This window comes from Staphylococcus sp. GDY8P57P, from assembly GCF_017892585.1.
In the GTDB taxonomy this organism is placed as follows: domain Bacteria; phylum Bacillota; class Bacilli; order Staphylococcales; family Staphylococcaceae; genus Staphylococcus; species Staphylococcus borealis.
On sequence record NZ_JAESLK010000019.1, the window covers coordinates 277,920 to 302,098 of the forward strand.

The following is a 24,179-nucleotide window of genomic DNA, read 5'->3' on the forward strand; positions in this document are numbered from 1 at the left end:
TGAGAGGAGATTCAAATGTGATTACGACCACTCCAGTTTTTAAGAAGCAGGATTTCCAACAACAATTGAATGATCTAAGGGTTAACGAAGGCTACGATTTTGCAGGTGTAGCATTATATGAACACCATAATAGTTCAGCGCCTATTAAATGGCATTATGTTTCAGGCAATACGAATCAACGTTATAAAATGATTATCTTACGTAAAGGCCGTGGCTTAGCGGGTATGGTTATGAAGACTGGTAAACGAATGATTATTGACGACGTTGCTTCAATCTTATCACCTGAAGATAAGATTAAATATCCTATTTTAATTGCTGAAGACTTGACAGCAATGGTTGCGATTCCATTATGTTACAATAATCAAGTATATGGCGTCTTACTCTTAGGTCAAAGAGATGGTAAGGCGTTACCCGATTATGAAACGTTGGATATTCATGGTAAGCTATGGACATTTTCAGAAGAAATGTAGGTGATCCTAATGTTGGATGTTTATAATCTCGATTTAGAGAACTTACTAAAAAAATATTATGAAAAAACGAACGAAAAAATCGTCTTTGTGAATAAAGATGGTAAAGTTATTGCTATGAATGATGCTGCTGAAGAAATCATTTCAAAGGACAATAACTATAGTGCTATGACAAATGCAATATGTAATCGTTGTGAAGGTTACTCTAATGAATTTGCATTACAAAGTTGTATTAATTGTTATTTAGATACAACAAAGCCGAATGATATGAACTTCCAAGTGTTCATGAAGACTGTGGATAATAAGATTCAACCTTTTACAGCGTCTTATCAATGTATTGATGAAGAGGCTCAAATCTATGCCTTTACATTACAAGACATATCACCACAAATTCAGCGTCAAGAAAAAATGTATCAACGTCAAATGTTACGTAAAACGATTGCCGCACAGGAGAACGAAAGAAAACGTATTTCTAGAGAACTACATGACAGTGTTGTTCAAGAAATGTTAAATGTAGATGTTGAGTTGAGATTGTTAAAATATCAACAAGATATGTCACAACTGATTGAGAAATCTGAGCACATTGAAGTTTTAATGTCTAATTTAATTAATGACATTCGAAACATGTCAGTTGAACTAAGACCTTCATCACTCGATGATTTAGGATTGGAAGCGGCTTTTAAATCGTATTTCAAGCAATTAGAACAAAATTATGGATTTAACGTTGTGTATCAATCAAATATTCAAAATCAACGTTTCGATAGTGAAATTGAAACAGTCGTTTATCGAGTGGTTCAAGAGGCAATATTTAATGCATTGAAATATGCTGGCGTTTATGAAGTAGATGTGTCTGTCCAACAAACGCCAGAGGGTCTTATCGCAGAAGTGATTGATAGAGGTAATGGTTTTGATCCTAATTTGAAACCACAAGGAACAGGGTTAGGATTATATGGTATGAACGAAAGAGCAGAACTTGTCAAAGGATCAGTGAACATTGAAACGCACATTGGCAAGGGGACAATTATAACGTTAGAAGTACCAGTTTAAAGTAAGTTAGGGGAATATAAAGTGAAGATTGTAATCGCAGACGATCATGCAGTCGTTAGAACAGGATTTTCAATGATATTAAACTTTCAAGAAGATATGGAAGTTGTTGCAACCGCTGCTGATGGGGGAGAGGCTTATCAGAAAGTGATGGAACATAAACCAGATGTCTTAATTATGGATTTAAGTATGCAACCTGGCGAATCTGGTTTAATAGCGACAAGTAAGATATCAGAAAGCTTTCCAGAAACTAAAATCTTAATATTAACGATGTATGATGATGAAGAATATCTGTTCCACGTTCTTCGTAATGGCGCTAAAGGCTATATTTTAAAAAATGCACCTGACGAACAGTTATTGTTAGCAGTTCGCACAGTTTATAAAGGTGAAACCTATGTAGATATGAAGTTGACGACATCGTTAGTTAATGAATTTGTGAATCATAAGCATTCAGATGACGTATCTACGAATGATCCTTTTAAAATTTTATCTAAAAGAGAACTAGAAATCTTACCGCTCATTGCTAAGGGGTATGGCAATAAAGATATTGCCGAAAAGTTGTTTGTGTCGGTTAAAACGGTCGAGGCACATAAGACACATATTATGACGAAACTGGATTTAAAATCTAAGCCCGAGTTAGTTGAATATGCATTGAAAAAGAAATTGTTGGATTTTTAATTACATTTACATCTCTAAAAACGAATGTGTTATAGGTAAAAACATCATTTAAGCTACATGGCAAATGCGCAGTAGCTGACTGAATTGAGAAGGTTCTTAAATTAAGCCGTTCTCAAATCTAATCATCCTTAAGAGGCTAGGAAGACGAATTCGAGAAGAATGCCATCCTGGCCTCTTTATTTATGTTCATTTCGGGATAGAAAATATAGGGGGATTCCCCGGCAGTATAAGGGAATGTCCTTATGTTCATTTTTTCACAAATCTACTAAAATTTAAATGTAATCAGTAATGTGATTGAAATATAAATTTTTGACCTCTTTTATATAACAATTACTGATAAAGAAAATGAAATGATGAAGGTGAAAAAATGTATAAGACAAAAGGTGGCTTTCAACTTACATTACAAACGTTAAGTCTTGTAGTAGGATTTATGGCTTGGAGTATCATTTCTCCATTAATGCCGTATATCTCACAAGATATTAAGGTTAATCCTGGTCAGTTATCAATTATACTGGCAATTCCGGTTATATTAGGTTCAATACTACGCGTACCATTTGGCTATTTAACGAATGTTATCGGCGCGAAATGGGTATTCTTCTGTAGTTTTGTCGTTCTATTATTCCCAATATTCTTTTTAGGACAAGCACAAACACCAGGCATGTTAATGCTATCAGGATTCTTTTTAGGTGTTGGTGGCGCGATTTTCTCAGTCGGTGTAACGTCTGTACCAAAATATTTTTCAAAAGATAAAGTAGGACTTGCGAATGGTATTTATGGTATGGGTAACATTGGTACAGCAGTATCATCATTCTTAGCACCACCGATTGCAGGTATTATTGGTTGGCAAACAACAGTAAGAAGCTATTTGATTATCATTGCTATTTTTGCCGTTTTAATGTTCTTTTTTGGTGATAAAAATGAACCAAAAGTGAAAGTACCTTTAGCATCTCAATTTAAAAAATTATCATCAAATTACAAATTATATTATTTAAGTCTATGGTATTTTATTACATTTGGTGCTTTTGTAGCATTTGGATTATTCTTACCTAACTACTTAGTAAATAATTTTGGTATTGATAAAGTAGATGCAGGGATTCGATCAGGTGTATTTATAGCTTTAGCTACATTCTTGAGACCGGTCGGAGGGATTCTTGGAGATAAGTTTAATGCGGTTAAAGTACTAATGATTGACTTTATTATTATGGTTATAGGTGCCGTTATTTTAGGCATTTCAAGTCATATCGCATTATTTACGATTGGTTGTTTAACAATCAGTATCTGTGCAGGGTTAGGTAATGGTTTAATATTTAAACTCGTGCCTTCATACTTTGCAAATGAATCTGGTGCAGCCAATGGTATTGTTTCAATGATGGGTGGTTTAGGCGGATTCTTCCCACCACTAGTGATTACTTACGTAACAGGATTAACAGGTTCAAGTCATTTAGCGTTTATTCTTTTAGCAATATTCGGTATCTTAGCATTTATTACAATGGGACACTTATATAAAAAAGAATACGCAAAATAAGTTTATACATTCATAAGAGCAATACAAGGCTAATGATAGCTTTGTATTGCTCTTTAATATTACTGTATCAGTGATTATTCTACTGTAATGGTAGTCGTCTGATCTTGTGCACTTACTTCTTTAGGTAAAGTAACGACTAAAATGCCATCTTCATAGCTTGCTTTAATTTGTGATTTATCAATATCATTAAATTCGAAATGTCTGACTAGCTCACCACTTGCACGCTCATTTAATTGGACGCTACCTGTTTGTTCTGATACATGCTTTTGTACTTTAATCGTTAGTGCAGAATGCTCAAATTTAAGTTCAATTTCTGATTTATTAACGCCTGGTAATTCAGCTTCTAATACATATTGGCTTGATTGATTATAAATATTTGTTGGGAAACTTTTTGATGAAAATTGATTGAATACTTGTTCTCCTAAATCACGAAATACATCTTTTGGGTTATTTTTAAAAATGGATTGATCGAAAAAATCTCTATTATTCATACGATTGTCTCTCCTTTATTTAAGTAAGCATAGTATAGTTGTAAAATGCTACTTTTAAAGTACATTATAGTAATAGAGACGATTAACGTAAAGCGAAAGGTATTATAGAACAGGAGAAGAAGATAGTGGTGTGGAATAAGAAATACATGGCAAAAGTTCTATTATGTATAAAGCCTAGTCATTGCGATAAATCAGTAGTTCATGCTTTTGCCATGATTAAATATTAGTTAGTTGTATAATCGAAGTTTTTTGAAATTACATGTTTTAAGCTATTAACGAGTTCTTCGTTTTCTTCATGTGTAATATCAAAATCATCAAAGACTTGGTCAGAGATAGCTTCCAACGTTGGTTTAATATTAATACCATTTTCAGTGAGGGTAATTTGAAGATTTCGTTCATCTTCTTTTTCACGCATACGTTGTACATAGCCTTTTTTCTCTAATTTCTTTAAGAGAGGTGTAAGTGTTCCAGAATCTAAAAAGACACGACGTCCAAGTGATTTAATATTTATTTTTTCATCATTTTCGATAGCCATGATGACCATAAAGCTTGTATATGTTAAATCATGCTTTTTTAAATAGTGAGTATATTTTTTTATGACTTCTTTAGAAGTAACATATAATAAAAAACATAATTGATTACTTAAATAACTATCCTTTACATACATATATTTCCCCCTTAACTTATTTAAAGATAGTATGAACTAAAAGTATTGTCAAGCCCGTTATCATAGTATTCTATGGACTTTTCAAGTCATTTAAACGTTATTTTAAAGTACATCTACATAAAGGGTGTAAGTGTAGATTTATTTTGAATTAGAGATAAATTGTTAGGCTATTTTGTTACAGAAATATAAAAATACTTTAAAATTTTCAAACTATCATTCATAATAATTTAGATAGTGATTAAATATGTTGAGACTAGGTTGTGTGCAAAGGAGTTTCAAAATGAGTAAAAAACAAAAATGGATTAGAATTTGTATTATTTTAGCTATTTCATTAGTAGTAGCAGTCGCTTTCTTTTTTGCAATGAAAACATATCAAGGCCACAGAAACATTAAAACGGTTGATAGTTATTTAGAGCAAAGGAATTTAACTGATAAAATTAAATCAGAGGAGACACTTTATAGTGCCAAAAAAGGTGTTTATTACAAAGAAGTTGTATTTAAAGATGAACCACATATGACTTATGTCATTCAACCAATTGGTACGCGTAAAGGTATCTTTGCAGAGGGCTTTGATACTGAAACTAAAAAAAGTATGAAAGATGCGAAATATAATGATTTCGATCAAAATTTTAAACCATAGCATTTGATTATAAAACTGTATTTAGACGTTATTTTATTGTCTATGTACAGTTTTTTTGTGCTATTGGATACGTGTATGGTAGCGTGCGCTATTAAAAAATTTATATCCCAATTTATAATTATCTGATATAATTAAGCGATGTCAGATGAAGGGGGTTCCAACATGGCTCTGTTCAAGAGAAAAATTAGTTTGCCGATGCAAGTTATCATCGCATTGGTACTAGGTGTAGTTGTAGGTTTATTATTATTTGGCCAAGATAACGTAGCAAATTATATTAAACCTTTCGGTGACGTTTTCTTAAATTTAATTAAAATGATCATCATCCCAATTGTATTCTGTGCTTTAGCATTATCTATTTCTAACTTAGGGGATTCAAAGAAGATAGGTAGCTATGGATGGAAAGCAATTCTTTACTTTGAAATTATAACGACAATCGCAATTGCTTTAGGACTTGTTATTGGTAATTTATTCAAACCAGGTGCTGGTTTAGATCCAACGAAATTACCTAAAGGCGATATTTCTAAATATCAATCATCTGCATCAGCTGCAGAACAATCTACATATGGCAATCACTTTATTGATACCATTGTAAACATTGTACCAACAAACATATTTGAAGCATTAACTAAAGGTGAATTATTACCAATCATCTTCTTCGCAGTATTCTTTGGTTTAGGATTAGCTGCAATAGGTGAAAAAGCAGATCCTGTAAAAGGTTTCTTAAACGGAACACTTGAAGCAGTTTTCTGGATGATTAATAAAATTTTAAAATTAGCACCAATTGGTGTATTTGCATTTATTTGTACAACAGTAATGACGTTTGGAGCAGCCGCTTTAATTCCGTTATTAAAATTAGTACTTGTAGTTGTGTTCGCAATGGTATTCTTTGTTATCATCGTTCTTGGTATTGTAGCAAGAATGTGCGGTATAAGTATCTTCTCAATTATTAAAATTTTGAAAGATGAATTATTATTAGCATTCTCTACTTCTAGTTCAGAAGCAGTATTACCAGTTATGATGAAGAAAATGGAAAGGTTCGGGGCACCTAAAGATGTCACATCTTTCGTCATTCCAATTGGTTACTCATTTAACCTTGATGGATCAGCGCTATACCAATCTATCGCAGCGTTATTCGTTGCACAAATGTATGGCATCCATTTATCGATTTCAGAGCAAATTATCTTAATGGTAACGTTGATGGTTGCCTCTAAAGGTATGGCTGGGGTACCAGGCGTTTCAATCGTAGTATTATTAACGACATTAGGTGCGATGGGCTTACCAGCACAAGGTCTTGCATTAATTATCGGTGTAGACCGTTTATTAGACATGGTTCGTACATGTGTAAACGTAGTAGGTAATGCATTATCTGCTATTGTTATCTCTAAATGGGAAAAGGTTTATGATAAAGAACAAGGTAAAAAGTATTTACAATCAATTTAAAAAAAGAAATCTGACATTTTTTGTACCGAGCGAATGCGTTCGGTACTTTTTTTGTTCTACTTGAAAACATCAATGATTTGTATTGGAGCACAACTATTGCATAAAAAAACTGCCAACGAAGCAATGGGCTTCATTGGCAGTCATCTATGACCATTTACATACCTTTCATATCATGCATTTCATGAATTTTCATCATTAATCCATGTGGTACATCATCATGATCGACTTTAGATACTCTTGAGAATTTGTCTGATCCTTTTTCTTTAACTAAAAATACAAAGTCACCTTTTTTGACATTCGCTTTGCTATCAGAAGGTAATTCGATATTCTTTTCAACTTTTTCAGTTTGTTCATTGACCATTTTATCAATTGTATGATCATTCTTCATATAACCATAATAGGTTTCTTTTTGACCACCCGTCATCATCATGACCACTAGAACAATACATACAATAAGCATGATAGCAATCAGTGCAATACCAATACCTAAACCTTTTTTATTTTTCATGTTATAGACTCCTTTAAAAAGTTCTATCTCTTTTATACAAAAAATAGTATTAAATTGCAATAAAATAATAAACGATATTAAATTGAACACGCAATGAATCATATCAATGACACAAAGATGTTGAATTAATAAAATTGACAAAAAAGAGTGGAACGGAATTCATTTTGGAATTCATCGTCCCACGCTCAAATTCATAATACACTTTTTAAATTACACAGTAATCGTTACAGGCGTATCGACATCGTCATCGTTCATTAATGTTATCGTTTTAGGAATGACTTTAAGTACACATAATTTAGGGTCTTCTTTTGAATCAAAGAAAGTCTTATCTTGTGTTTCCCATAACCAGTCAATCACTTTTTGATCTTCTACGACTTCGATATTGGCTTCTATTTCAACAAAACTATTGTTTGTTGTTTCATTGTAACCTAATAAAATATATGCGCTAGGATTATGTTTAATCTCTTCAACTTTAGTGCTTTCAGTACTTGTTTTCGTATATAAAGTCAATTCGTCATTATAAAAGACCATGTAACGACTGTTTGGTTTATTGTTGTAAGCAGTAGACAATACACCAACTTTAGAAGTGTCTAACACTTTTTCAATTGCTTGAATCGCTTGTTGTTGTTCCACAATCATCATCTCCTTAGTTTACATATATCCTAAATGACATATGTCTAAACTCATATCAACGTGAATACTATGAAGGTTTAATACAAATATATTTAACTTCGTCATGTTTAAGTGTTACTTGAAATGTTGCGTAATCCTTTTCTTGAATTAATAATTCTGTTTTAGGATGGTTGCATTGGTCTAGTTGTTGAATGATATCTTTCTCAATATACACATCGCGTTTATCCTGAGGAATTAAATGTTGTATTGAGCCGTGTTCATTATTAAGTGTATTGACTATGAAGAGTGTATTTTCTTTAAAATCATTTTCAAAAATATAATGCTGTTGACTATCTGATAAATAGCGATCATTAATTTTGTTGAAAAGTATCAAATGATAATCACCATCTTTATAGCACATTAAATAATTTTTTGCTATTTGAAATGACTCATTACTAAATGTCGCGACAAAACGATATAAATGCATGATGGGTAGCAGACTTCCATGATTATTAAATAAGGAAATATACATTGGGTCAGTTTCTATTAATTTGTAACACACGCCGCCACCATGTCTCATTAATTGATACAAATGACAAACGATATCTGATAATTGAAGTGACTGTGTACCATTATTGGTGTATTTGAAACATTTCAATGATAAATTACTATAAATAAATTGTGTGGAAGGTATATTCGATCCTTCTATGAAACGTAAATAATTTTCGAAGTGTGTAGATGAATGAGTGAAGCCTTGTTGTTTATCAATTAACACATTTTTGGTATCGATATTTTCAATATCTACAAAATAAAAATCAAAATTCATACGGTGCATAATATCATAGGTTTCTTGTAATGAACCTGTTTGTCTTAACAAACCGTCCACCATCAAACTAAATTTGATAGCGCGGTTTTTATTTTTAAGTTTAAGGTGTGCAAGGTGAATATCATGGACAGACATTGTTTCAGTATCAAATACAAGCATAAATTTCACTAATTTTTTATTCCATTTATAATCTCGGTTATTTTGTAAGAAAATCATAATCAATTGATATATCATCTTAAATTCTTGATTGTTTTTAATTGTTACTGCCAGTCTAATATTTTTTTCGAATAATTTTTCAAAGCAACGATTTAATAAATTTAAATTTGTATGCCGGCCTACCATGTCACTAACATCATTAATTAAGATGGCTGGTCTAGGTAAATAGGATAAATCAATATCAAAGTAATCATTAAATACAAATTGAAAGAGTTCATTGATGTTTTGAAAATCAATAAAAGCAGTAGAAAATTGAGTTTGGTCTTTCGGATTATAATGGGCCATATTAATTTGTGTTGTTTCTGTCGTTAAGTAATCGGTAAATTCAAATTGTGAAATTAAATTTAAAAATGATTGACTGACTGAACTACGTATTGCGATTGAAGGTAATGGTTCTAATTGATTTAACTTTGTACGAAATTGCTTAGGACTCACATCAAGGTGTTTTTTAAATTGGTTAGTGAAATTGGTGTGGCTACTAAACCCTGACATTTCAGAAATGGTTGTAATGGAATGATTCGTTGTCATTAATAAACGGACGGATTGATTAATTTTTAAACTCGTATAATAATCTTTGAAATTGACATTCAACATGCGCGCAAATAGATTAGAACAATACGATTCTGAAATCAGTGCATGTTGTGCGATATCGATTAGAGATAAATGAGATGTAATGTTGTCATTAATATATAGAACGATGTTAGATAATAATTGATTATCGATGGACATGGTTGGTACATATAATGTTGCATTTCTCACTACAGCTTCCTTATATAATGTGCGGATAATTTTAGACATTGTCTCACTATCTTGTGCTTCTTCGTTTGAATAATTAGAAACACATTGCAAAATTTGAGATTTTATAAAATGATTTGACTGTAATAAATGCCGATCAAAATAACAGTTAAAGAAATCGTTATCTTCTATATAGAAATAAGCGATAGGTATCTTTAACTCAATTAAATCATTAGCATGATTAATATTATATAAATCCCCTTGGTTGACGATGGCAATATGATTATGGATTTCCATCTTGCTACCATTGATGGTCATCGTCAATTCATTTGTCAAAGAAAAATATAAAATCACATAATTAATATTACGTAAAGGGGCGGTTGTTAAATGTTCATGTAATCGAAGGGAATTACTCATATTTGTTGTTCTCCTAGCTTTTTATATTTATGTGCTAAACAATACGGCTCAATTGAATTGTGAATAATAAAAGTAATTATAAATTAAAAGTAAGAAAAAATTAATAACTAAAAATAAAAAAATTTCGCTACTATCTTGTGAAAGCGGTAAAAATTTTCTCTTAGAAGCAACTTAATTAAAAAATTGAAAATATAGCGTCGCTTATTTGGAAAATTTTAATAGCGTAGAACAACTTAATTTAAGGCATACTATATATAGATTTCGCGATAGCTTTAATTAAATACCATTCTCATTGATTTAGTTAATAATTACGAAATCCTATATTTATTAATTCTGTATCAACATCATGACATCACAACATAAAATATTGATACATCAAGATAAGCCTATAATTAAATGATTGAGATTAAAATCTGCCATCACATTCATGTTAATGATGCATATACAATCAATAACTTAAACTTATCACTTCTATATGACGTTAAGACATAACATCATGAAATTTCCATCCTACACAATTGAAGTTTATTATAACTTTATAGGTCATATAGAAGTTTTGCTCATGAACAACACGATTAAACAACAAGACCGAATATGAGCACGAATAAGTGAAATAACAGTCAGACATCACAGCTTAGATTGATACATCATAGAATAAGAAATGTATATGTGTCATTAGCACAGGTATTAGCAGTAGCATGCTAGTGTATATTATTAAGGAGCCTAACTCCCCCCAATTACTAAATCACTAATGCATAAGCAACAGTTTTTATATCTATTTTCCTTAAATATACAGATTTAATTATAAGTGAAACCATCAAGAATAATATTTTGCAGAAAAACAGAATTAATTTAAAAAAAGTTGGGACAACATTTACGTCGTCTCAACTTTTTTTATAGAATTAAGAACACAACAAACGTGTTTTGAACTATAGCTGGAATGACAGATGAACATGCCTAGTTAACGGTATTGATAAAAAGTTTGAAATGCTATGTAACGCAAGTCAATCTCAACATGATTCGCTATGCTTCTATATTAAGAAGTGTACTATTTTGTAAGTAGGACACATGATATTTATCGGCTAAATGTTTTAAAAATATTAACAAATCAGTGCTCTGAATGATGCCTTGATTAAAATCAGCTTTAAGCTTGGCTGCGCGCTCTTTTTCAAGGTCATTTGCTTTATGTTTGAAATATCCCCACATATGATCATACGCATTTATCATCGTTCCATGTGATGGTGTTGTGTTAAGTGCGTCATCAATTGCCTGCTGAACGTCTGGTAAAGTAGGGGACTGTTTAAGCAGTTCGCGAATAGCATTATAATGTTGTTGACTGTGGTATAACACATTATATTTTTCTTCGCGCCATAATTTTTCGATATAGCCACGTTCTTTCATCAAATATCGCCTCGCTTACTAAATGTTGTATCGTCATTTATTTCGTTCCCGAAAGTTTATATCATGAACCTTAAATATGAACAAATGGTGAAAATAAAAAAGCGTATTGCGTTATTTTTTGGAACCGGTTACAATTAAATTAATAAATAGAACCGGTTCCATTCAATAGGAGGGAAAGTAATGAACTATAAAAAGTCAGCTGAAGATATTCTTGAGGCTATAGGCGGTGAAGACAATTTAGATGCAATGGCGCACTGCGCTACAAGATTAAGACTTGTGCTCAACGATGAAAGTAAGGTAGATGAAGATGCTTTATCAAACATGGATGTTGTTAAAGGAACATTCTCAACAGGTGGTCAATACCAAATTATTATTGGCTCGGGTACGGTTAATAAGGTGTTTAATGAACTTGAACGTATAACAGGTAAAGAAGCTTCAACAACGTCAGATGTAAAAGATAAATCAACGCAAAATATGAATCCATTACAGCGATTCGTGAAGATGCTCTCAGATATTTTTGTTCCTATTATTCCAGCCATTGTAGCTGGTGGGTTATTAATGGGGATTAACAATATATTAACTGCACCTGATCTCTTTTATGATCATCAATCGTTGATAGATGTTCATAGTCAATTTGCTGGCTTAGCAGATATGATTAATATTTTTGCGAATGCACCGTTTACGCTGTTACCTATACTAATTGGATTTAGTGCAGCGAAACGCTTCGGAGGTAACCCTTTCTTGGGTGCAGCACTAGGTATGATTCTAGTACATCCATCATTAATGAGTGCTTATGATTTTCCTAAAGCTGTAGAAGCGGGTAAAGCCATTCCACATTGGGACTTGTTTGGTCTACATATTAATCAAGTTGGTTATCAAGGACAAGTATTACCAATGTTGGTCGCTGCCTACATTTTAGCTACGATTGAAAAAGGCTTACGAAAGGTGATTCCTACAGTATTAGATAATTTATTAACACCATTATTATCTATATTAGTAACAGCCTTTCTAACATTTTTATTTGTAGGTCCAATAACTAGACAACTTGGGTATTGGTTATCAGATGGCTTAACATGGTTATATGACTTTGGTGGTGCCATTGGTGGATTTATCTTTGGTCTATTCTATGCACCAATTGTTATTACAGGTATGCATCATAGTTTTATTGCTGTAGAGACAACGTTAATTGCTGATCAAGCGAAAACAGGCGGATCATTTATCTTCCCAATCGCAACCATGTCTAACGTGGCACAAGGTGGTGCGGCACTCGCAGCATTTATCATCATTAAAAATAATAAAAAGTTAAAAGGTGTTGCCTCAGCAGCAGGTGTTTCAGCATTGTTAGGAATTACAGAACCAGCGATGTTTGGTGTGAATCTTAAATTAAGATATCCATTTATTGGCGCAATTATTGGTTCTGCTATTGGCTCGGCTTATATTTCATTCTTTAAAGTTAAAGCCATCGCTTTAGGTACAGCAGGATTACCAGGGTTTATTTCAATTAATCCAGCACACGCAGGGTGGTTACATTACTTTGTTGGTATGCTGATTGCCTTTATCGTATCTGTAGCGATAACATTTATTTTATCTCGACGAAACGCTTATCGAGCTACCGCTGAATAGATAACAATCCGGTCTTCTGAATGTGTCAGAAGACCGGTTTTTTGTTGTTATAATTTTTGTTTTCGCCATAAGAAGATACTCACAATTGTAACAAGTATAAGTGAAATACCTACAATAAATAGCCATGATGTATAGCTTTTTTCATCGAGTGGAAGTGGGACATTCATCCCGAAGAAACTAAAGACAAGTGTTGGTAAAGTGAGTAATACTGTAAAGAGCGTCAGTGTCTTCATAATATTATTCATTTCGTTTGATAATAATGAAGAATATGACGTTGTGATACTCTCCAGAATTCCCGTATATAATTCTGTCGTTTCAATCGCTTGGTTGTTCTCAATCACTAAATCTTCCAATAAATCTTCGTCTTCATCAAAGCGTTTGATGGCAGGTAATCGGAACAATTTTTTAATGATAGTGTCATTACCTTTTAAAGCGGCAAGGAAGTAAACCAAACTTTTTTCAACTTCCATTAATTTATATAATTGTTTATTTGTAATATTATTTTTTAACTCACGTTCAATTCGGATTCGCGATTTATTTAAGAGTCGTAAATTTCTGTTGTAGTGGTTTGAAATTGTTAATAAGATATCCAATGCAAAACGACTATGGAAATTTAAATTCACATTATCTTGTCGCGCATAATTTTCTAAAAATTCATTTTCAGCATCACAGATTGTTAAAATGAGTCCTTTTCCAATAACAATACCTAATGGAATGGTAACGAATGATAAGACACGACGATTGGTTGAACTGACGATGGGTAAGTCAATAATGATAAGTGAGTAACCTGTGTCATCATCATATTCGATACGTGCACTTTCATCCGCATCTAATGGATCTCGGATAAAATCTTCAGGTACGTTATACGTTTCTATTAATTGTTCAATTTCTTCTCTATCAGGTTCTACAACATTAATCCATGATGCAGAGTGGTCTAAAGTCGTTTCAACGATGTCATTGTTTGTTGAATGTTTATATGCAGTTAGCATGGTTAATGATTCCTTTCATATTCATTTAGTCTCAGTTGGATTGAGTACGTTCATAATGATTTTGGATCATAATACGTAGCGGCCCATTATAAATGATATTAAAAATATGTTTGGTTAACTCATTTACAGAGAGTCGATGATCATCCTGTACCCAATATTTGATAATTGAAATGGTAGCACCTGAAACATAACTATGAAAATACATTTCAGGAATACCATCAATCTCATGATTAATACTAATATATTTTTGCATATTTTCTTTCATTAAGGAATGAATTTTTTCTTCAAGTCTACTTTTACGTTCTAGCTGAAGAATCGTATGATAAAACTCCATGTTATCAGAGATATGTTGTAATACCTTAGTCAAAACATTATTTATAAAATCTTCAGCGGTATTTTCTGGTGAACTAATATCGAGTTGATTAAATTGAGTCGATGTCCAAATTTGGGATATACATTCATCTTCCATATCGGTTAATAACATGTATTTATCTTCATAATGTAAGTAAAATGTACCACGATTAATATCTGCTTGATCAGAAATATCTTGAACAGTAATTTTGTCGAGGTCTTTACGCTTTAAAAGGTCAGTAAAAGCACGCTTAATAGCTGACTTCGTCTTTCGTATTCTCCTATCTTCTTTCATAAAATATCGACCTCCTAATAATAAATAGACAAAAATGTACAATCTGTTCAATAACACACAGTATTTGAATAATTGATTATTGTTTATTTTTGACTATCTCATTATAATTTACAAAGTATTAAATATTCAACACATTGTTCAATAAATTGTAGGAGGTTAGATTTCATGAATATTTTTAAAAGTAAACTATTATGGCTTGCACCTATTGCAGCGATATTATTATTAGTTATTTTCTCTTTGGCATTTTATCCAGCGTTTAATCCAAAACCAAAACAATTGCCAATAGCCGTTTTAAACAATGATAAAGGTGTAGACATTCAAGGTAATAAAGTAAATATCGGGAAAAAAATTGAAGATAAATTAATGGATAGTGATTCTGATACAGTTAAATGGGTTAAAGTTGATAAAGAATCAGATATTAAAAAAGGTCTTAAAGATGAAAAATACTATGGGGTAGCTATTTTTAATAAAGACTTTTCTAAAAATGCAATGAGTAAAACACAAAAAGTAGTGATGGATAGTAAAAAGGCAGAAATGAAAGAAAAAGTTGAATCAGGTGAAATCCCTGCAGCTGCCGTTCAACAAATGCAACAAAAAATGGGTAACCAAAAAGTTGATGTGAAACAAGCAACATTTAAAACGATTGTAAATAAAGGTGCAAGGCAAGCATGCAAGCAGCTACGATTACTGGTAATGTGCTTGATGGCATGGGTGATAATTTGAATAAACAAATTACATCACAAAGTCTTAGCACATTAGAAAAACAAGATATAAAAGTGAGCGCATCAGACATTAAAGGTATCACTAACCCTGTTAAAGTGGATAATCAAGAGTTGAATAAAGTTAAAGACCATCAAGGTGGCGGTAATGCACCGTTCTTAATGTTCATGCCAGTATGGATGGGATCACTTGTAACATCTGTATTATTATTCTTTGCTTTCAGAACAAGTAATAACTTTAAAATTCAACACAGAATTATTGCGTCATTAGGCCAAATGTTATTAGCTGTAATCACAGCATTTGCTGCAAGTTTCGCTTATGTGTACTTCATGCATGGTGTATTAGGATTCGATTTTAATCATACAAACCGAGTAGCACTCTTCTTAGCTATTTCAATACTTGGATTTATCGGATTAATTCTAGGTATTATGGTCTGGTTAGGAATGAAATCTATTCCAATCTTTGTCATTTTAATGTTCTTTAGTATGCAATTAGTCACATTACCTAAAGAAATGCTACCTAAAGCATATCAAGGTTGGGTTTATAAAATTGATCCATTCACACATTATACAAATACCCTTAGAGAAATTATCTACATGGGTAGTCATATTGAAATGAATGCAACGATGTGGATGATGATAGGATTTATTATTTTTGGTGCAGTTTCTAGTTTAACTGCTGCTATCGTAAGAAAACATAGTAATAAACGTACTGAAATTCCATCATAGGACTGTAGTTATTTGCCTCAAATTTGGCATGAACGTGTTAAATTTGAGGCTTTTTTGAAAATAAAATAAACTGAAAATTCAAACTTTAATATATCGGTTGACTATTATAAGAATCGGCGTATTATATTCGTTAGACATCTAACGAAATGGAGTGAGACGATGGAGGCTACCTATCAATATTTAGTCAGAATGTTGGCGCATGAGATGAAACATTACGCTGATCGGAAACTAGATGAGTATAATGTTACACAAGAACAAAGTCATACGTTAGGTTATATATACAGACATAAAGACCAAGGCATAACACAAAATGAATTATTAAAGACATTTAAACGAAAAGGGTCAACGGTAAGTTCAATACTTAAAGGTCTGGAGAATAAAGGACTTATTTATAGGATGGTAGATCCTGAGGATTCCAGACGTAAGAATTTGAAATTAACTAAAGAAGGAACGCAACTGGTTGAATCTTTTGTCAGCATCTTCGACGATATTGAAAGTATACTTGTCAAAGATTTTGATGAGAATGAAAAGCAACAACTTAAAAGCTTATTTGAACGCATGCTGAATAATATTAAAACAGAAAATTGATTATTAAAGCTAGCTGTAATTTAAAGTAATGTTGGAATAGCAGCTAGCAATTATTTTGACAATATAGTTAGATATCTAATTATTAGATATCTAATATAAGGAGATTATGGAAATGAAAGACGAACAATTATTTTACTTTGAGAAAGCATCTATATTTAAAGCAATGATGCATTTCTCATTACCGATGATGATAGGCTCATTATTAAGTGTGATTTACGGAATCTTAAATGTATACTTTATTGGCTTTTTAGATAATAGTCACATGATTTCAGCGATATCTTTAACATTACCTATATTTGCAGTACTCATGGCATTTGGTAATTTATTTGGTGTAGGAGGCGGGACTTACATATCACGTTTACTTGGTGCGAAAGATTACACTAAAAGTCATTATGTAAGTAGCTTCTCAATATATAGTAGTTTGGTATTGGGACTTGTTATTGCTATCATAACGCTACCATTTACGGACCAAATTGCGAGTATACTTGGTGCCAGTGGTGAAACGTTGAACTATACGAGTGACTATTTAAAAATTGAATTTTTAAGTACACCGTTTGTTATTTTATTTTTTGTTTTAGAGCAATTTGCTAGAGCAATCGGTAAACCAATTATTTCGATGATTGGTATGCTTTCAAGTGTTGGCATAAATATCATCTTAGATCCGATTTTGATTTTTGGATTACATTTAGATGTCGTCGGTGCAGCATTAGGTACTGCTATTTCAAACGTGGTCGCAGCAATCTTTTTCATTGTTTACTTTTCTAGAAAAAATGAAACGTTATCACTTAATATTAAACATGCCAAACCGACTAAAGCGATAATGCAAGAAATATTTAAAATTGGTATACCTGCATTCTTAATGGTTGTCTTGATGGGCGTAACAGGTTTGGTCGTGAATTTATTCTTGGCAACGTATGGTAACTATGCCATCGCAAGTTACGGTATCTCATTTAGACTCGTTCAATTTCCTGAATTAATTATTATGGGGCTTTCTGAAGGTGTTGTCCCTCTTATCGCGTACAATTTCGTAGCGAATAAAACTAGAATGAAAGATACAATTAAAGTAGTCATCATGTCTATTGCAGTTATATTTGCCATTTGTATGACTGTCGTTCTTTTAGCTGGTCATACCATCGTTCAATTGTTCAGTACAGACCCACAAATTGTCGTCTTAGCTACATTTATCTTAAAAGTTACTATGACATCATTACTTCTAAATGGTATTGGTTTCTTATTTACAGGTATGTTGCAAGCTACAGGACAGGGTCGCGGTGCTACGATTATGGCTATCGCACAAGGGACAGTTATTATTCCAGTTCTATTTGTTTTAAATAGTTTATTTGGATTAGCTGGTGTCATTTGGTCGTTATTAATCGCTGAAACAGTTTGTGCTTTGTTAGCAATGTTTATTGTGTATGCCTTAAGAAATCGCTTAACAGTTGATACAGCATCTTTAATTGAAGCTTAATAAAATGACTAAAAGATTAACAATATAAATTCAAGCGCATAAAACGATTTATAATGAAGATTGAGCTTGAAATTTGAGTTAATAGAAGTCTAGTAATAAGGAGGGAGTGGGACAGAATGCTTTTAAAATTCGTCGTCCCCTCCCATCTTGCTTTTCTTGTAGCATTTCTTAGTGACATTCTCTTTGCTGGGGCCTCGTAAGCAAGGATAACTGGAAGTGAGAAAAGTTTGCTTTAAGCGCCTTTTCAGTTCAGTCAGCTACTGCGAATTTCCCAAATAGCATCACTATGTTATTTATGTCCCAACTACTGCCAGTTTTTATTTTTGGATAAAAAGTGACAAATTAGAATAATTATTGTTAAATAGCACACATTATTTTATCATAAATGGATGAGCAAAATTTTATGGGAGGATGGCAATGGTGAATTTACAACGAAGTTCTAAAGTAGCTTTGGCATTGGTAATGATGTTTTTATTATTGTTAATTCCAACACTTCAAAATGTCGCATCTGCGCATGCAACTTTGGAAAAAACAACACCACCACAAAATGGGGTGATATCAAAGCAACCTGATGCTATAGAGTTAACATTTAATGAGCCAGTGAATGCTGAATATTCGGGAATCACATTATACAATGATAAAGGGGATAAAGTAGGCGATATAGATCCTACTACAACGGGACATTCCAAAACGCTCTCATTTCCAACTGATAAAGTTCAACATGGTACACAGCAAATAGAATGGCATACCGTATCCGCTGATGGGCATGAGATTAGCGATCGATTTGAATTTTCAGTAGGTGAAAAGACAGCAAGTGGTGTCGATACATCTCCAGCCTTTTATGAAACACCTGATTTCTGGTTTGGTCTATTTAGATACATAGCGGAAGGTGCAACAATCATACTTGTAGGGCTATATTGGTTGAATGGTATTGCACGTCGTAATAATTTATCAACATTTGATGTTTTTCCTAGACATATTGCAGTATCTTTAATCATGATGATGGCCTATTTAATGTCGCTTATACTCTACTTAATGACATTATCTTCAGATGTACTAGATGACATATTATCACTTCAACCTAGCGTGATAACGCAATTTCCATATATATTAAGTGCCATTGCGTTAATCGTATTAAGTGGCTTATTCGTCTTAAGAAATATGGAGAAATCATGGTATTGGATGATTTCTATTGCTATGATTTTAGCAATGAGTATGTCAGGTCATGCATGGTCACAAAGTGTGCCATTATGGTCAATTATACTTAGAACGCTTCATTTAACAGGTATCAGTTTATGGTTAGGCGCACTATGTTATTTATTAATTTCAGTATTTACACGTAAGAAAGACGCTGTAGATTTATTACGTGAAATATTGTTTAAAGTTAATGCTGCAGCAGTAGGGATTATCATTATTTCAGGCGTGTTAATGTCTATTGATCAAACAAATATTTTATCAATTTGGACAAACATGCAAACGTGGACGGTATTCTTATTAGTTAAAGTCATTGGTACGTTAATCATGATGATACTAGGATTATTGCAAACAACACGTGCACTTAACAAACGTCATAGAGTCAATAAATCTTCACTTATTATAGAAGTTGTAATTGGTATTGTGCTTATTTTGATCGGCGTAATTATGAGCCAAATTAGTATTCCATAAAAAGGAGAAAAAAGATGATTAAAAAATTATTAGCGACAAGTTTCATACTCTTTTTTGCACTAGGTTTCTTTAAAGTAGCAGACGCACACGTCACTTTGAATCCTAAAGCAGTGGATCCTGAATCCTATGAAAAAGTAGATGTAAGAGTACCAGTAGAACAAAAAGATCATACTGAAAAAGTGGAATTAGAAGTTCCAAAAGAAGTACAAGTTGTTAATATTCAACCAGTGGATGGTTATAAACACAAAATAGATAAAGATAAAAAAGGTAATATCACTAAAATTACTTGGACAGCTAAAGGTAAAGGGATTGGACCTGATGAATTTATGGATTTCCCAATTGTTGTAGCTAGCCCTAAAGATGAAGGCAAGTATGAATTCAAAGCTATTCAAACCTATGATAATGATGATAAAGTCAAATGGACTGGTAAAGAAGATAGTGAACACCCAGCACCAACGTTAGAAGTTAAAAAGAACGCTAATGCAGTAGAAACGAAAGATGAAAAATCACAAGATACTGCTAGTGCACAACAATCTTCAGGTGGTTCAATTGCTTTATGGATCGTTTCAATTATTGCCATTATATTATCATTAGTAGCACTATTTAAACATTCAAGAAATAAATAATGTTAAGTGAGTCAAGGACAAAAGGATACTTAGTCAATATAAAGTAATTAACTTAACACTTAAGCGCGTTACTTTATAATTTGTCTGTTCTAGTCCAACTCCCTAAACGCTACTGCAATGACAATGATGTAACGCAATATTGCATATATTGTCACTTTAAAGTTAACGATAATAAATTATAATATTAGTGTGAGGGAGGCATTATTTATGCGACGATTATTATATGCGTTTTTAGTCTACATGATTTTAGGGCTCATTAGTGGGTTCTACTATAGAGAGTTGACAAAAGCACATGATTTTACGGGCGATACACAATTATCTATTGTACATACGCATACACTTATTTTAGGTATGTTTATGTTTTTAATTCTTATACCCCTAGAGAAGGTATTCAAATTAAGTAGTTATTACTTATTTAACTGGTTCTACTATGTTTATAACATCAGTGTCATTGTAACGATTGGTATGATGGTAACGAAAGGCACTTTCCAAGTATTAGGAAAAAGCTTTTCCCCGGAAGCATTTGCTGGGTTTGCCGGTATCGGTCATACAGGTATGCTAGCCGGATTATTATTATTATTTTTCTTAATTCGACAAGCAGCTATAAAAGAACCAAGAGATTAATTGATAATAGGGAGACTTTTCATATTAATAGCACGTGAGTGTTATGTATGGAAAGTCTTTTTTATAAATAAAGTATTGTTACGATGATTTGAAAATATGATTTTCTTCAATAATATATGCACATATTGTATAATATAGGCAAAATAATGATAATTATTATCATTTGAAAAGGGACACAATCTTGGGAGGATAAATGATGCAAGATGTAACAATTATTGGAGGCGGACCTGCTGGGTTATTTGCAAGTTTCTATGCGGGACTAAGAGGTATGTCAGTGCGAATCATTGACGTGCAAGATAAACTAGGTGGTAAAATGCAAATCTATCCAGAAAAGATTATTTGGGATATTGGTGGCGTCGCTCCGAAACCATGCTTTGAGATTATTAAAGACTTGATCGACCAAGGATTACATTTTAACCCTAAAGTGAATTTAAACGAACGTGTCACAGATATACGTAAAATAGCCGAACGACATTTTGAAGTTGAAACAGATCGTGGACACATCTATGAATCAAAATCTGTCATATTTGCAGTTGGTGGTGGCATAATTAATCCAAAACCACTTCAAATTAAAGATGCTGAACGATATCGTTTAACGAATTTACATTATGTTGTTCAATCATTTTCTAAATTTAAAGGTAAAGATATATTGATTTCTGGTGGTGGTAACACGGCTTTAGACTGGGCAAGAGATTTAGCAAATATCGCCAATTCAATTACATTAGTTTATAGAAAGTCAGATATTAAAGGGTACGAAGTGATGATTCAAGTCCTTGAATCATTAAATGTGACATTAATGCCTAAAACACAAATTAAAGCGTTAATTGGTGACAATCAATGTGAATGTATCAAGGAAGTGACACTTGAGAATAGTGAGACTGGTGAAGTAATCACTCGAGCGTTTGACGACGTTATTATTAGTCATGGCTTTGATCATGAGAATCCACTATTAACAGATTGTACATCTAAACTTGATTTATATGATGACTATCGTGTTAAAGGATTTGGTAATACAACAACGAGTATTCCTGGCATCTTTGCTTGTGGCGATATCGTACACCATGATGCTAAAGTGCATCTTATCGCAAGTGCTTTTAGTGATGCTGGAAATGCAGCGAATCTAGCTAAAACGTATATTGACCCTGATGCATACAAAGAAGGATATGTTTCAAGTCATAATGACGTATTTAAAGAATCTAATAAGGCTGTTATTAAACAATATTTATAAAATTAACCAAGGGGGATTACGATGATTAGATATTCTCATGAAGCACCAGAAGCTGAGGCGTATTGTCATTTAAGAGTTAAGGCAGGTATGAGCCCAAAGTCAATAGCTGCAGCGCGCAAAGGATTACCTAATAGTTGTTTTAATATTACCATTTATGATGACCAACAACTGATAGGCATGGGCAGAGTCATTGGTGATGGTGGAACGGCATTTCAAATTGTAGATATAGCCGTTGATCCAGACTATCAAGGCCAAGGTTGTGGCAGAATCATATTAGAGCAAATTATGTCATATTTACATTCCGTCGCTGAAAAGGGGACTTACGTGAGTTTGATTGCGGATTACCCAGCCGATCAACTCTATAAAAAATTTGGGTTTACATCCACAGAGCCAAAATCAGGTGGTATGTATATCGTATTTTAACTATAACAAGCACTAGGACGAATCAAATCATACTTGATTGTCCTAGTGCTTGTTTATTATGCATTAAAATCGATGATAATACGACCAAAATTGTCATGATTTAATACGGTTTCAATCGCTTCTGGTAATTCTGAAAATGTGATGATTTGCTTAATATCATGTAGTTGATTCGATTTTAAGTCCGTCGCTAAACGTCTCCAAACACGCTCGCGGAGTTTCATAGGTGTAAATACAGAATCAATTCCGACAAGGCTGACACCCCTCAAAATAAATGGATAAACAGTTGCATCAAATGACACACCACCGGTTAACCCAATCAATGCGACACCACCATTATTATTGATACGATTTGTGACGTAAGGTGTACCATTTCCGCCGATTGGATCAATGGCAGCTTGCCAAGTTCTAGAACCAAGTGGCTTATCATCATTTTGTGTAATACGATCAATAATCTCATTTGCCCCCAAGGTTTCTAATTTATCTACTGCATGTTTATTACCAGTACTAGCAACAACATGATATCCTAAATTAGATAACATCAGAACAGCTAATGCACCAACACCACCAGATGCCCCACGTACAAGGACTTTACCGCCTTCTAATGTCATAAAACCAGCTTTTTCTAATTTCTCAATTGCTAATCCAGCTGTATAACCTGCTGTACCATAAATCATAGCCTCTTCTAACGACAGATTGTCAGGTAATTGAACGACCCAATCCGATTTTACACGTGCATATTCACTGAAACCACCATAATGATTGACACCTAAATCATAGCTTGTAACAATCACTTCTTCGCCTTCATCAATCGTTGGATCCTCTGATTTAACTACAACGCCTGCTAAATCGATACCAGGTACCATCGGGTATGATTTTAGAATGTGATTATGATCTGTTGTAGCTAAGGCATCCTTATAATTAATTCCAGAATAATGAACTTTGATTAAGACGTCACCTTCTGGTAAATCATCCATAGTTATTTGAGTAAAGTCAGGTTTCACACTTCCATCTTCAGTTTTATCTACTATAAAAGCTTTAAATTGTTCTTTCATATTATGTGACTCCTTTATATTAAACTTCGTAAGTATATAATACCCGCATCTCAATTGTTCTATACTTTCTCTTAGTTAAATGAGTAAAGATGAATAATTTAAAAAGATAAAAAAATTTTAAGTTAAAATTGT

At 32.8% G+C, this 24,179-nt stretch carries 23 protein-coding genes and 1 pseudogene; 15 read left to right on the top strand and 9 right to left on the bottom strand.

The features are described 5' to 3' along the window. The first annotated feature begins 20 nt into the window (after positions 1 to 20). From nreA to KA878_RS08210, 4 genes are all read left to right on the top strand, one after another. Entirely contained in the window at positions 21 to 470 is a 450-nt protein-coding gene (nreA, locus tag KA878_RS08195) for a nitrate respiration regulation accessory nitrate sensor NreA (RefSeq protein ID WP_210125911.1), read from the top strand. Between the two features lie 9 nt (positions 471 to 479). Further along, complete coding sequence (gene nreB / locus KA878_RS08200; RefSeq protein WP_053028697.1) at positions 480 to 1,514, top strand: nitrate respiration regulation sensor histidine kinase NreB; 1,035 nt, start codon at positions 480 to 482, stop codon at positions 1,512 to 1,514. Positions 1,515 to 1,535: 21 nt separating this feature from the next. Beyond that, the gene (nreC, locus tag KA878_RS08205; RefSeq protein WP_193839009.1) at positions 1,536 to 2,189 is read left to right on the top strand and encodes a nitrate respiration regulation response regulator NreC; all 654 of its coding nucleotides are present in this window, start codon (positions 1,536 to 1,538) and stop codon (positions 2,187 to 2,189) included. Positions 2,190 to 2,556: 367 nt separating this feature from the next. Next, positions 2,557 to 3,714, top strand: coding sequence for a nitrate/nitrite transporter (locus KA878_RS08210; protein WP_193839010.1), 1,158 nt, complete (start codon positions 2,557 to 2,559; stop codon positions 3,712 to 3,714). 74 nt (positions 3,715 to 3,788) lie between these two features. Here KA878_RS08210 and KA878_RS08215 read toward each other — a convergent pair whose 3' ends face one another. Both KA878_RS08215 and KA878_RS08220 read right to left on the bottom strand, forming a co-directional pair. Continuing rightward, positions 3,789 to 4,205: an Hsp20/alpha crystallin family protein gene (locus KA878_RS08215; RefSeq protein WP_075108099.1), complete on the bottom strand. Its 417-nt coding sequence runs from the start codon at positions 4,203 to 4,205 to the stop codon at positions 3,789 to 3,791. Positions 4,206 to 4,428: 223 nt separating this feature from the next. Further along, entirely contained in the window at positions 4,429 to 4,872 is a 444-nt protein-coding gene (locus tag KA878_RS08220) for a MarR family winged helix-turn-helix transcriptional regulator (RefSeq protein ID WP_075108098.1), read from the bottom strand. A gap of 280 nt (positions 4,873 to 5,152) precedes the next feature. Between KA878_RS08220 and KA878_RS08225 the strand changes: the two genes are divergently transcribed. Next, positions 5,153 to 5,512, top strand: coding sequence for a DUF3139 domain-containing protein (locus KA878_RS08225; protein WP_193839011.1), 360 nt, complete (start codon positions 5,153 to 5,155; stop codon positions 5,510 to 5,512). Positions 5,513 to 5,674: 162 nt separating this feature from the next. Then, on the top strand, positions 5,675 to 6,952 hold the full coding sequence (locus KA878_RS08230) for a cation:dicarboxylate symporter family transporter (protein ID WP_193839012.1): 1,278 nt from the start codon (positions 5,675 to 5,677) through the stop codon (positions 6,950 to 6,952). A 154-nt stretch (positions 6,953 to 7,106) separates the two neighbouring features. Here the strand turns inward: KA878_RS08230 and KA878_RS08235 are convergent, their stop codons facing one another. The 4 genes from KA878_RS08235 to KA878_RS08250 all read right to left on the bottom strand — a co-directional run bounded on the left by KA878_RS08235 (position 7,107) and on the right by KA878_RS08250 (position 11,667). Beyond that, positions 7,107 to 7,460, bottom strand: coding sequence for a DUF4889 domain-containing protein (locus KA878_RS08235; RefSeq protein ID WP_053028691.1), 354 nt, complete (start codon positions 7,458 to 7,460; stop codon positions 7,107 to 7,109). A 210-nt stretch (positions 7,461 to 7,670) separates the two neighbouring features. Further along, entirely contained in the window at positions 7,671 to 8,093 is a 423-nt protein-coding gene (locus tag KA878_RS08240; RefSeq protein ID WP_193839013.1) for a pyridoxamine 5'-phosphate oxidase family protein, read from the bottom strand. A gap of 67 nt (positions 8,094 to 8,160) precedes the next feature. Then, on the bottom strand, positions 8,161 to 10,266 hold the full coding sequence (rsp, locus tag KA878_RS08245; RefSeq protein WP_193839014.1) for an AraC family transcriptional regulator Rsp: 2,106 nt from the start codon (positions 10,264 to 10,266) through the stop codon (positions 8,161 to 8,163). Between the two features lie 1,023 nt (positions 10,267 to 11,289). Next, on the bottom strand, positions 11,290 to 11,667 hold the full coding sequence (locus KA878_RS08250) for a YbgA family protein (protein ID WP_193839015.1): 378 nt from the start codon (positions 11,665 to 11,667) through the stop codon (positions 11,290 to 11,292). Between the two features lie 180 nt (positions 11,668 to 11,847). Here KA878_RS08250 and KA878_RS08255 point away from each other — a divergent pair, with 180 nt between their 5' ends. Next, entirely contained in the window at positions 11,848 to 13,290 is a 1,443-nt protein-coding gene (locus KA878_RS08255) for a sucrose-specific PTS transporter subunit IIBC (protein ID WP_075108092.1), read from the top strand. Positions 13,291 to 13,337: 47 nt separating this feature from the next. Here KA878_RS08255 and KA878_RS08260 read toward each other — a convergent pair whose 3' ends face one another. Next, positions 13,338 to 14,279: a magnesium transporter CorA family protein gene (locus KA878_RS08260; protein ID WP_075108091.1), complete on the bottom strand. Its 942-nt coding sequence runs from the start codon at positions 14,277 to 14,279 to the stop codon at positions 13,338 to 13,340. A gap of 31 nt (positions 14,280 to 14,310) precedes the next feature. Then, positions 14,311 to 14,925: a TetR/AcrR family transcriptional regulator gene (locus KA878_RS08265; RefSeq protein ID WP_002487365.1), complete on the bottom strand. Its 615-nt coding sequence runs from the start codon at positions 14,923 to 14,925 to the stop codon at positions 14,311 to 14,313. 165 nt (positions 14,926 to 15,090) lie between these two features. On the opposite strand from KA878_RS08265, the pseudogene KA878_RS08270 reads away from it, so the two are divergent. The 8 genes and pseudogenes from KA878_RS08270 to KA878_RS08305 all read left to right on the top strand — a co-directional run bounded on the left by KA878_RS08270 (position 15,091) and on the right by KA878_RS08305 (position 22,995). Beyond that, a pseudogene (locus KA878_RS08270) lies at positions 15,091 to 16,373 on the top strand (YhgE/Pip domain-containing protein). 159 nt (positions 16,374 to 16,532) lie between these two features. Continuing rightward, a complete protein-coding gene (locus KA878_RS08275; RefSeq protein WP_053028667.1) occupies positions 16,533 to 16,961 on the top strand; it encodes a MarR family winged helix-turn-helix transcriptional regulator in 429 nt (142 codons plus the stop codon). A 112-nt stretch (positions 16,962 to 17,073) separates the two neighbouring features. Next, positions 17,074 to 18,429: an MATE family efflux transporter gene (locus tag KA878_RS08280; protein WP_193839017.1), complete on the top strand. Its 1,356-nt coding sequence runs from the start codon at positions 17,074 to 17,076 to the stop codon at positions 18,427 to 18,429. Between the two features lie 417 nt (positions 18,430 to 18,846). Beyond that, positions 18,847 to 20,094, top strand: coding sequence for a copper resistance protein CopC (locus KA878_RS08285; RefSeq protein WP_075108089.1), 1,248 nt, complete (start codon positions 18,847 to 18,849; stop codon positions 20,092 to 20,094). Between the two features lie 14 nt (positions 20,095 to 20,108). Then, on the top strand, positions 20,109 to 20,720 hold the full coding sequence (locus KA878_RS08290; RefSeq protein ID WP_053028664.1) for a YcnI family protein: 612 nt from the start codon (positions 20,109 to 20,111) through the stop codon (positions 20,718 to 20,720). 207 nt (positions 20,721 to 20,927) lie between these two features. Continuing rightward, positions 20,928 to 21,344, top strand: coding sequence for a DUF2871 domain-containing protein (locus KA878_RS08295; RefSeq protein WP_075108088.1), 417 nt, complete (start codon positions 20,928 to 20,930; stop codon positions 21,342 to 21,344). A gap of 196 nt (positions 21,345 to 21,540) precedes the next feature. After that, complete coding sequence (locus tag KA878_RS08300; RefSeq protein WP_193839018.1) at positions 21,541 to 22,572, top strand: NAD(P)/FAD-dependent oxidoreductase; 1,032 nt, start codon at positions 21,541 to 21,543, stop codon at positions 22,570 to 22,572. 21 nt (positions 22,573 to 22,593) lie between these two features. After that, positions 22,594 to 22,995, top strand: a complete 402-nt coding sequence (locus KA878_RS08305) for a GNAT family N-acetyltransferase (RefSeq protein WP_075108086.1) — start codon at positions 22,594 to 22,596, stop codon at positions 22,993 to 22,995. A 56-nt stretch (positions 22,996 to 23,051) separates the two neighbouring features. Here the strand turns inward: KA878_RS08305 and KA878_RS08310 are convergent, their stop codons facing one another. Further along, on the bottom strand, positions 23,052 to 24,047 hold the full coding sequence (locus KA878_RS08310; protein ID WP_193839019.1) for an acrylyl-CoA reductase family protein: 996 nt from the start codon (positions 24,045 to 24,047) through the stop codon (positions 23,052 to 23,054). Positions 24,048 to 24,179 lie beyond the last annotated feature (132 nt).

Bases quoted from the DNA above. Each gene is read 5' to 3' on its own strand.
- nreB (WP_053028697.1), top strand. From the start codon at position 480: ATGTTGGATGTTTATAATCTCGATTTAGAGAACTTACTAAAAAAATAT.
- KA878_RS08210 (WP_193839010.1), top strand. From the start codon at position 2,557: ATGTATAAGACAAAAGGTGGCTTTCAACTTACATTACAAACGTTAAGT.
- KA878_RS08215 (WP_075108099.1), bottom strand. From the start codon at position 4,205: ATGAATAATAGAGATTTTTTCGATCAATCCATTTTTAAAAATAACCCA.
- KA878_RS08220 (WP_075108098.1), bottom strand. From the start codon at position 4,872: ATGTATGTAAAGGATAGTTATTTAAGTAATCAATTATGTTTTTTATTA.
- KA878_RS08225 (WP_193839011.1), top strand. From the start codon at position 5,153: ATGAGTAAAAAACAAAAATGGATTAGAATTTGTATTATTTTAGCTATT.
- KA878_RS08230 (WP_193839012.1), top strand. From the start codon at position 5,675: ATGGCTCTGTTCAAGAGAAAAATTAGTTTGCCGATGCAAGTTATCATC.
- KA878_RS08235 (WP_053028691.1), bottom strand. From the start codon at position 7,460: ATGAAAAATAAAAAAGGTTTAGGTATTGGTATTGCACTGATTGCTATC.
- rsp (WP_193839014.1), bottom strand. From the start codon at position 10,266: ATGAGTAATTCCCTTCGATTACATGAACATTTAACAACCGCCCCTTTA.
- KA878_RS08250 (WP_193839015.1), bottom strand. From the start codon at position 11,667: ATGAAAGAACGTGGCTATATCGAAAAATTATGGCGCGAAGAAAAATAT.
- KA878_RS08255 (WP_075108092.1), top strand. From the start codon at position 11,848: ATGAACTATAAAAAGTCAGCTGAAGATATTCTTGAGGCTATAGGCGGT.
- KA878_RS08260 (WP_075108091.1), bottom strand. From the start codon at position 14,279: ATGCTAACTGCATATAAACATTCAACAAACAATGACATCGTTGAAACG.
- KA878_RS08265 (WP_002487365.1), bottom strand. From the start codon at position 14,925: ATGAAAGAAGATAGGAGAATACGAAAGACGAAGTCAGCTATTAAGCGT.
- KA878_RS08275 (WP_053028667.1), top strand. From the start codon at position 16,533: ATGGAGGCTACCTATCAATATTTAGTCAGAATGTTGGCGCATGAGATG.
- KA878_RS08280 (WP_193839017.1), top strand. From the start codon at position 17,074: ATGAAAGACGAACAATTATTTTACTTTGAGAAAGCATCTATATTTAAA.
- KA878_RS08285 (WP_075108089.1), top strand. From the start codon at position 18,847: ATGGTGAATTTACAACGAAGTTCTAAAGTAGCTTTGGCATTGGTAATG.
- KA878_RS08290 (WP_053028664.1), top strand. From the start codon at position 20,109: ATGATTAAAAAATTATTAGCGACAAGTTTCATACTCTTTTTTGCACTA.
- KA878_RS08295 (WP_075108088.1), top strand. From the start codon at position 20,928: ATGCGACGATTATTATATGCGTTTTTAGTCTACATGATTTTAGGGCTC.
- KA878_RS08300 (WP_193839018.1), top strand. From the start codon at position 21,541: ATGCAAGATGTAACAATTATTGGAGGCGGACCTGCTGGGTTATTTGCA.
- KA878_RS08305 (WP_075108086.1), top strand. From the start codon at position 22,594: ATGATTAGATATTCTCATGAAGCACCAGAAGCTGAGGCGTATTGTCAT.
- KA878_RS08310 (WP_193839019.1), bottom strand. From the start codon at position 24,047: ATGAAAGAACAATTTAAAGCTTTTATAGTAGATAAAACTGAAGATGGA.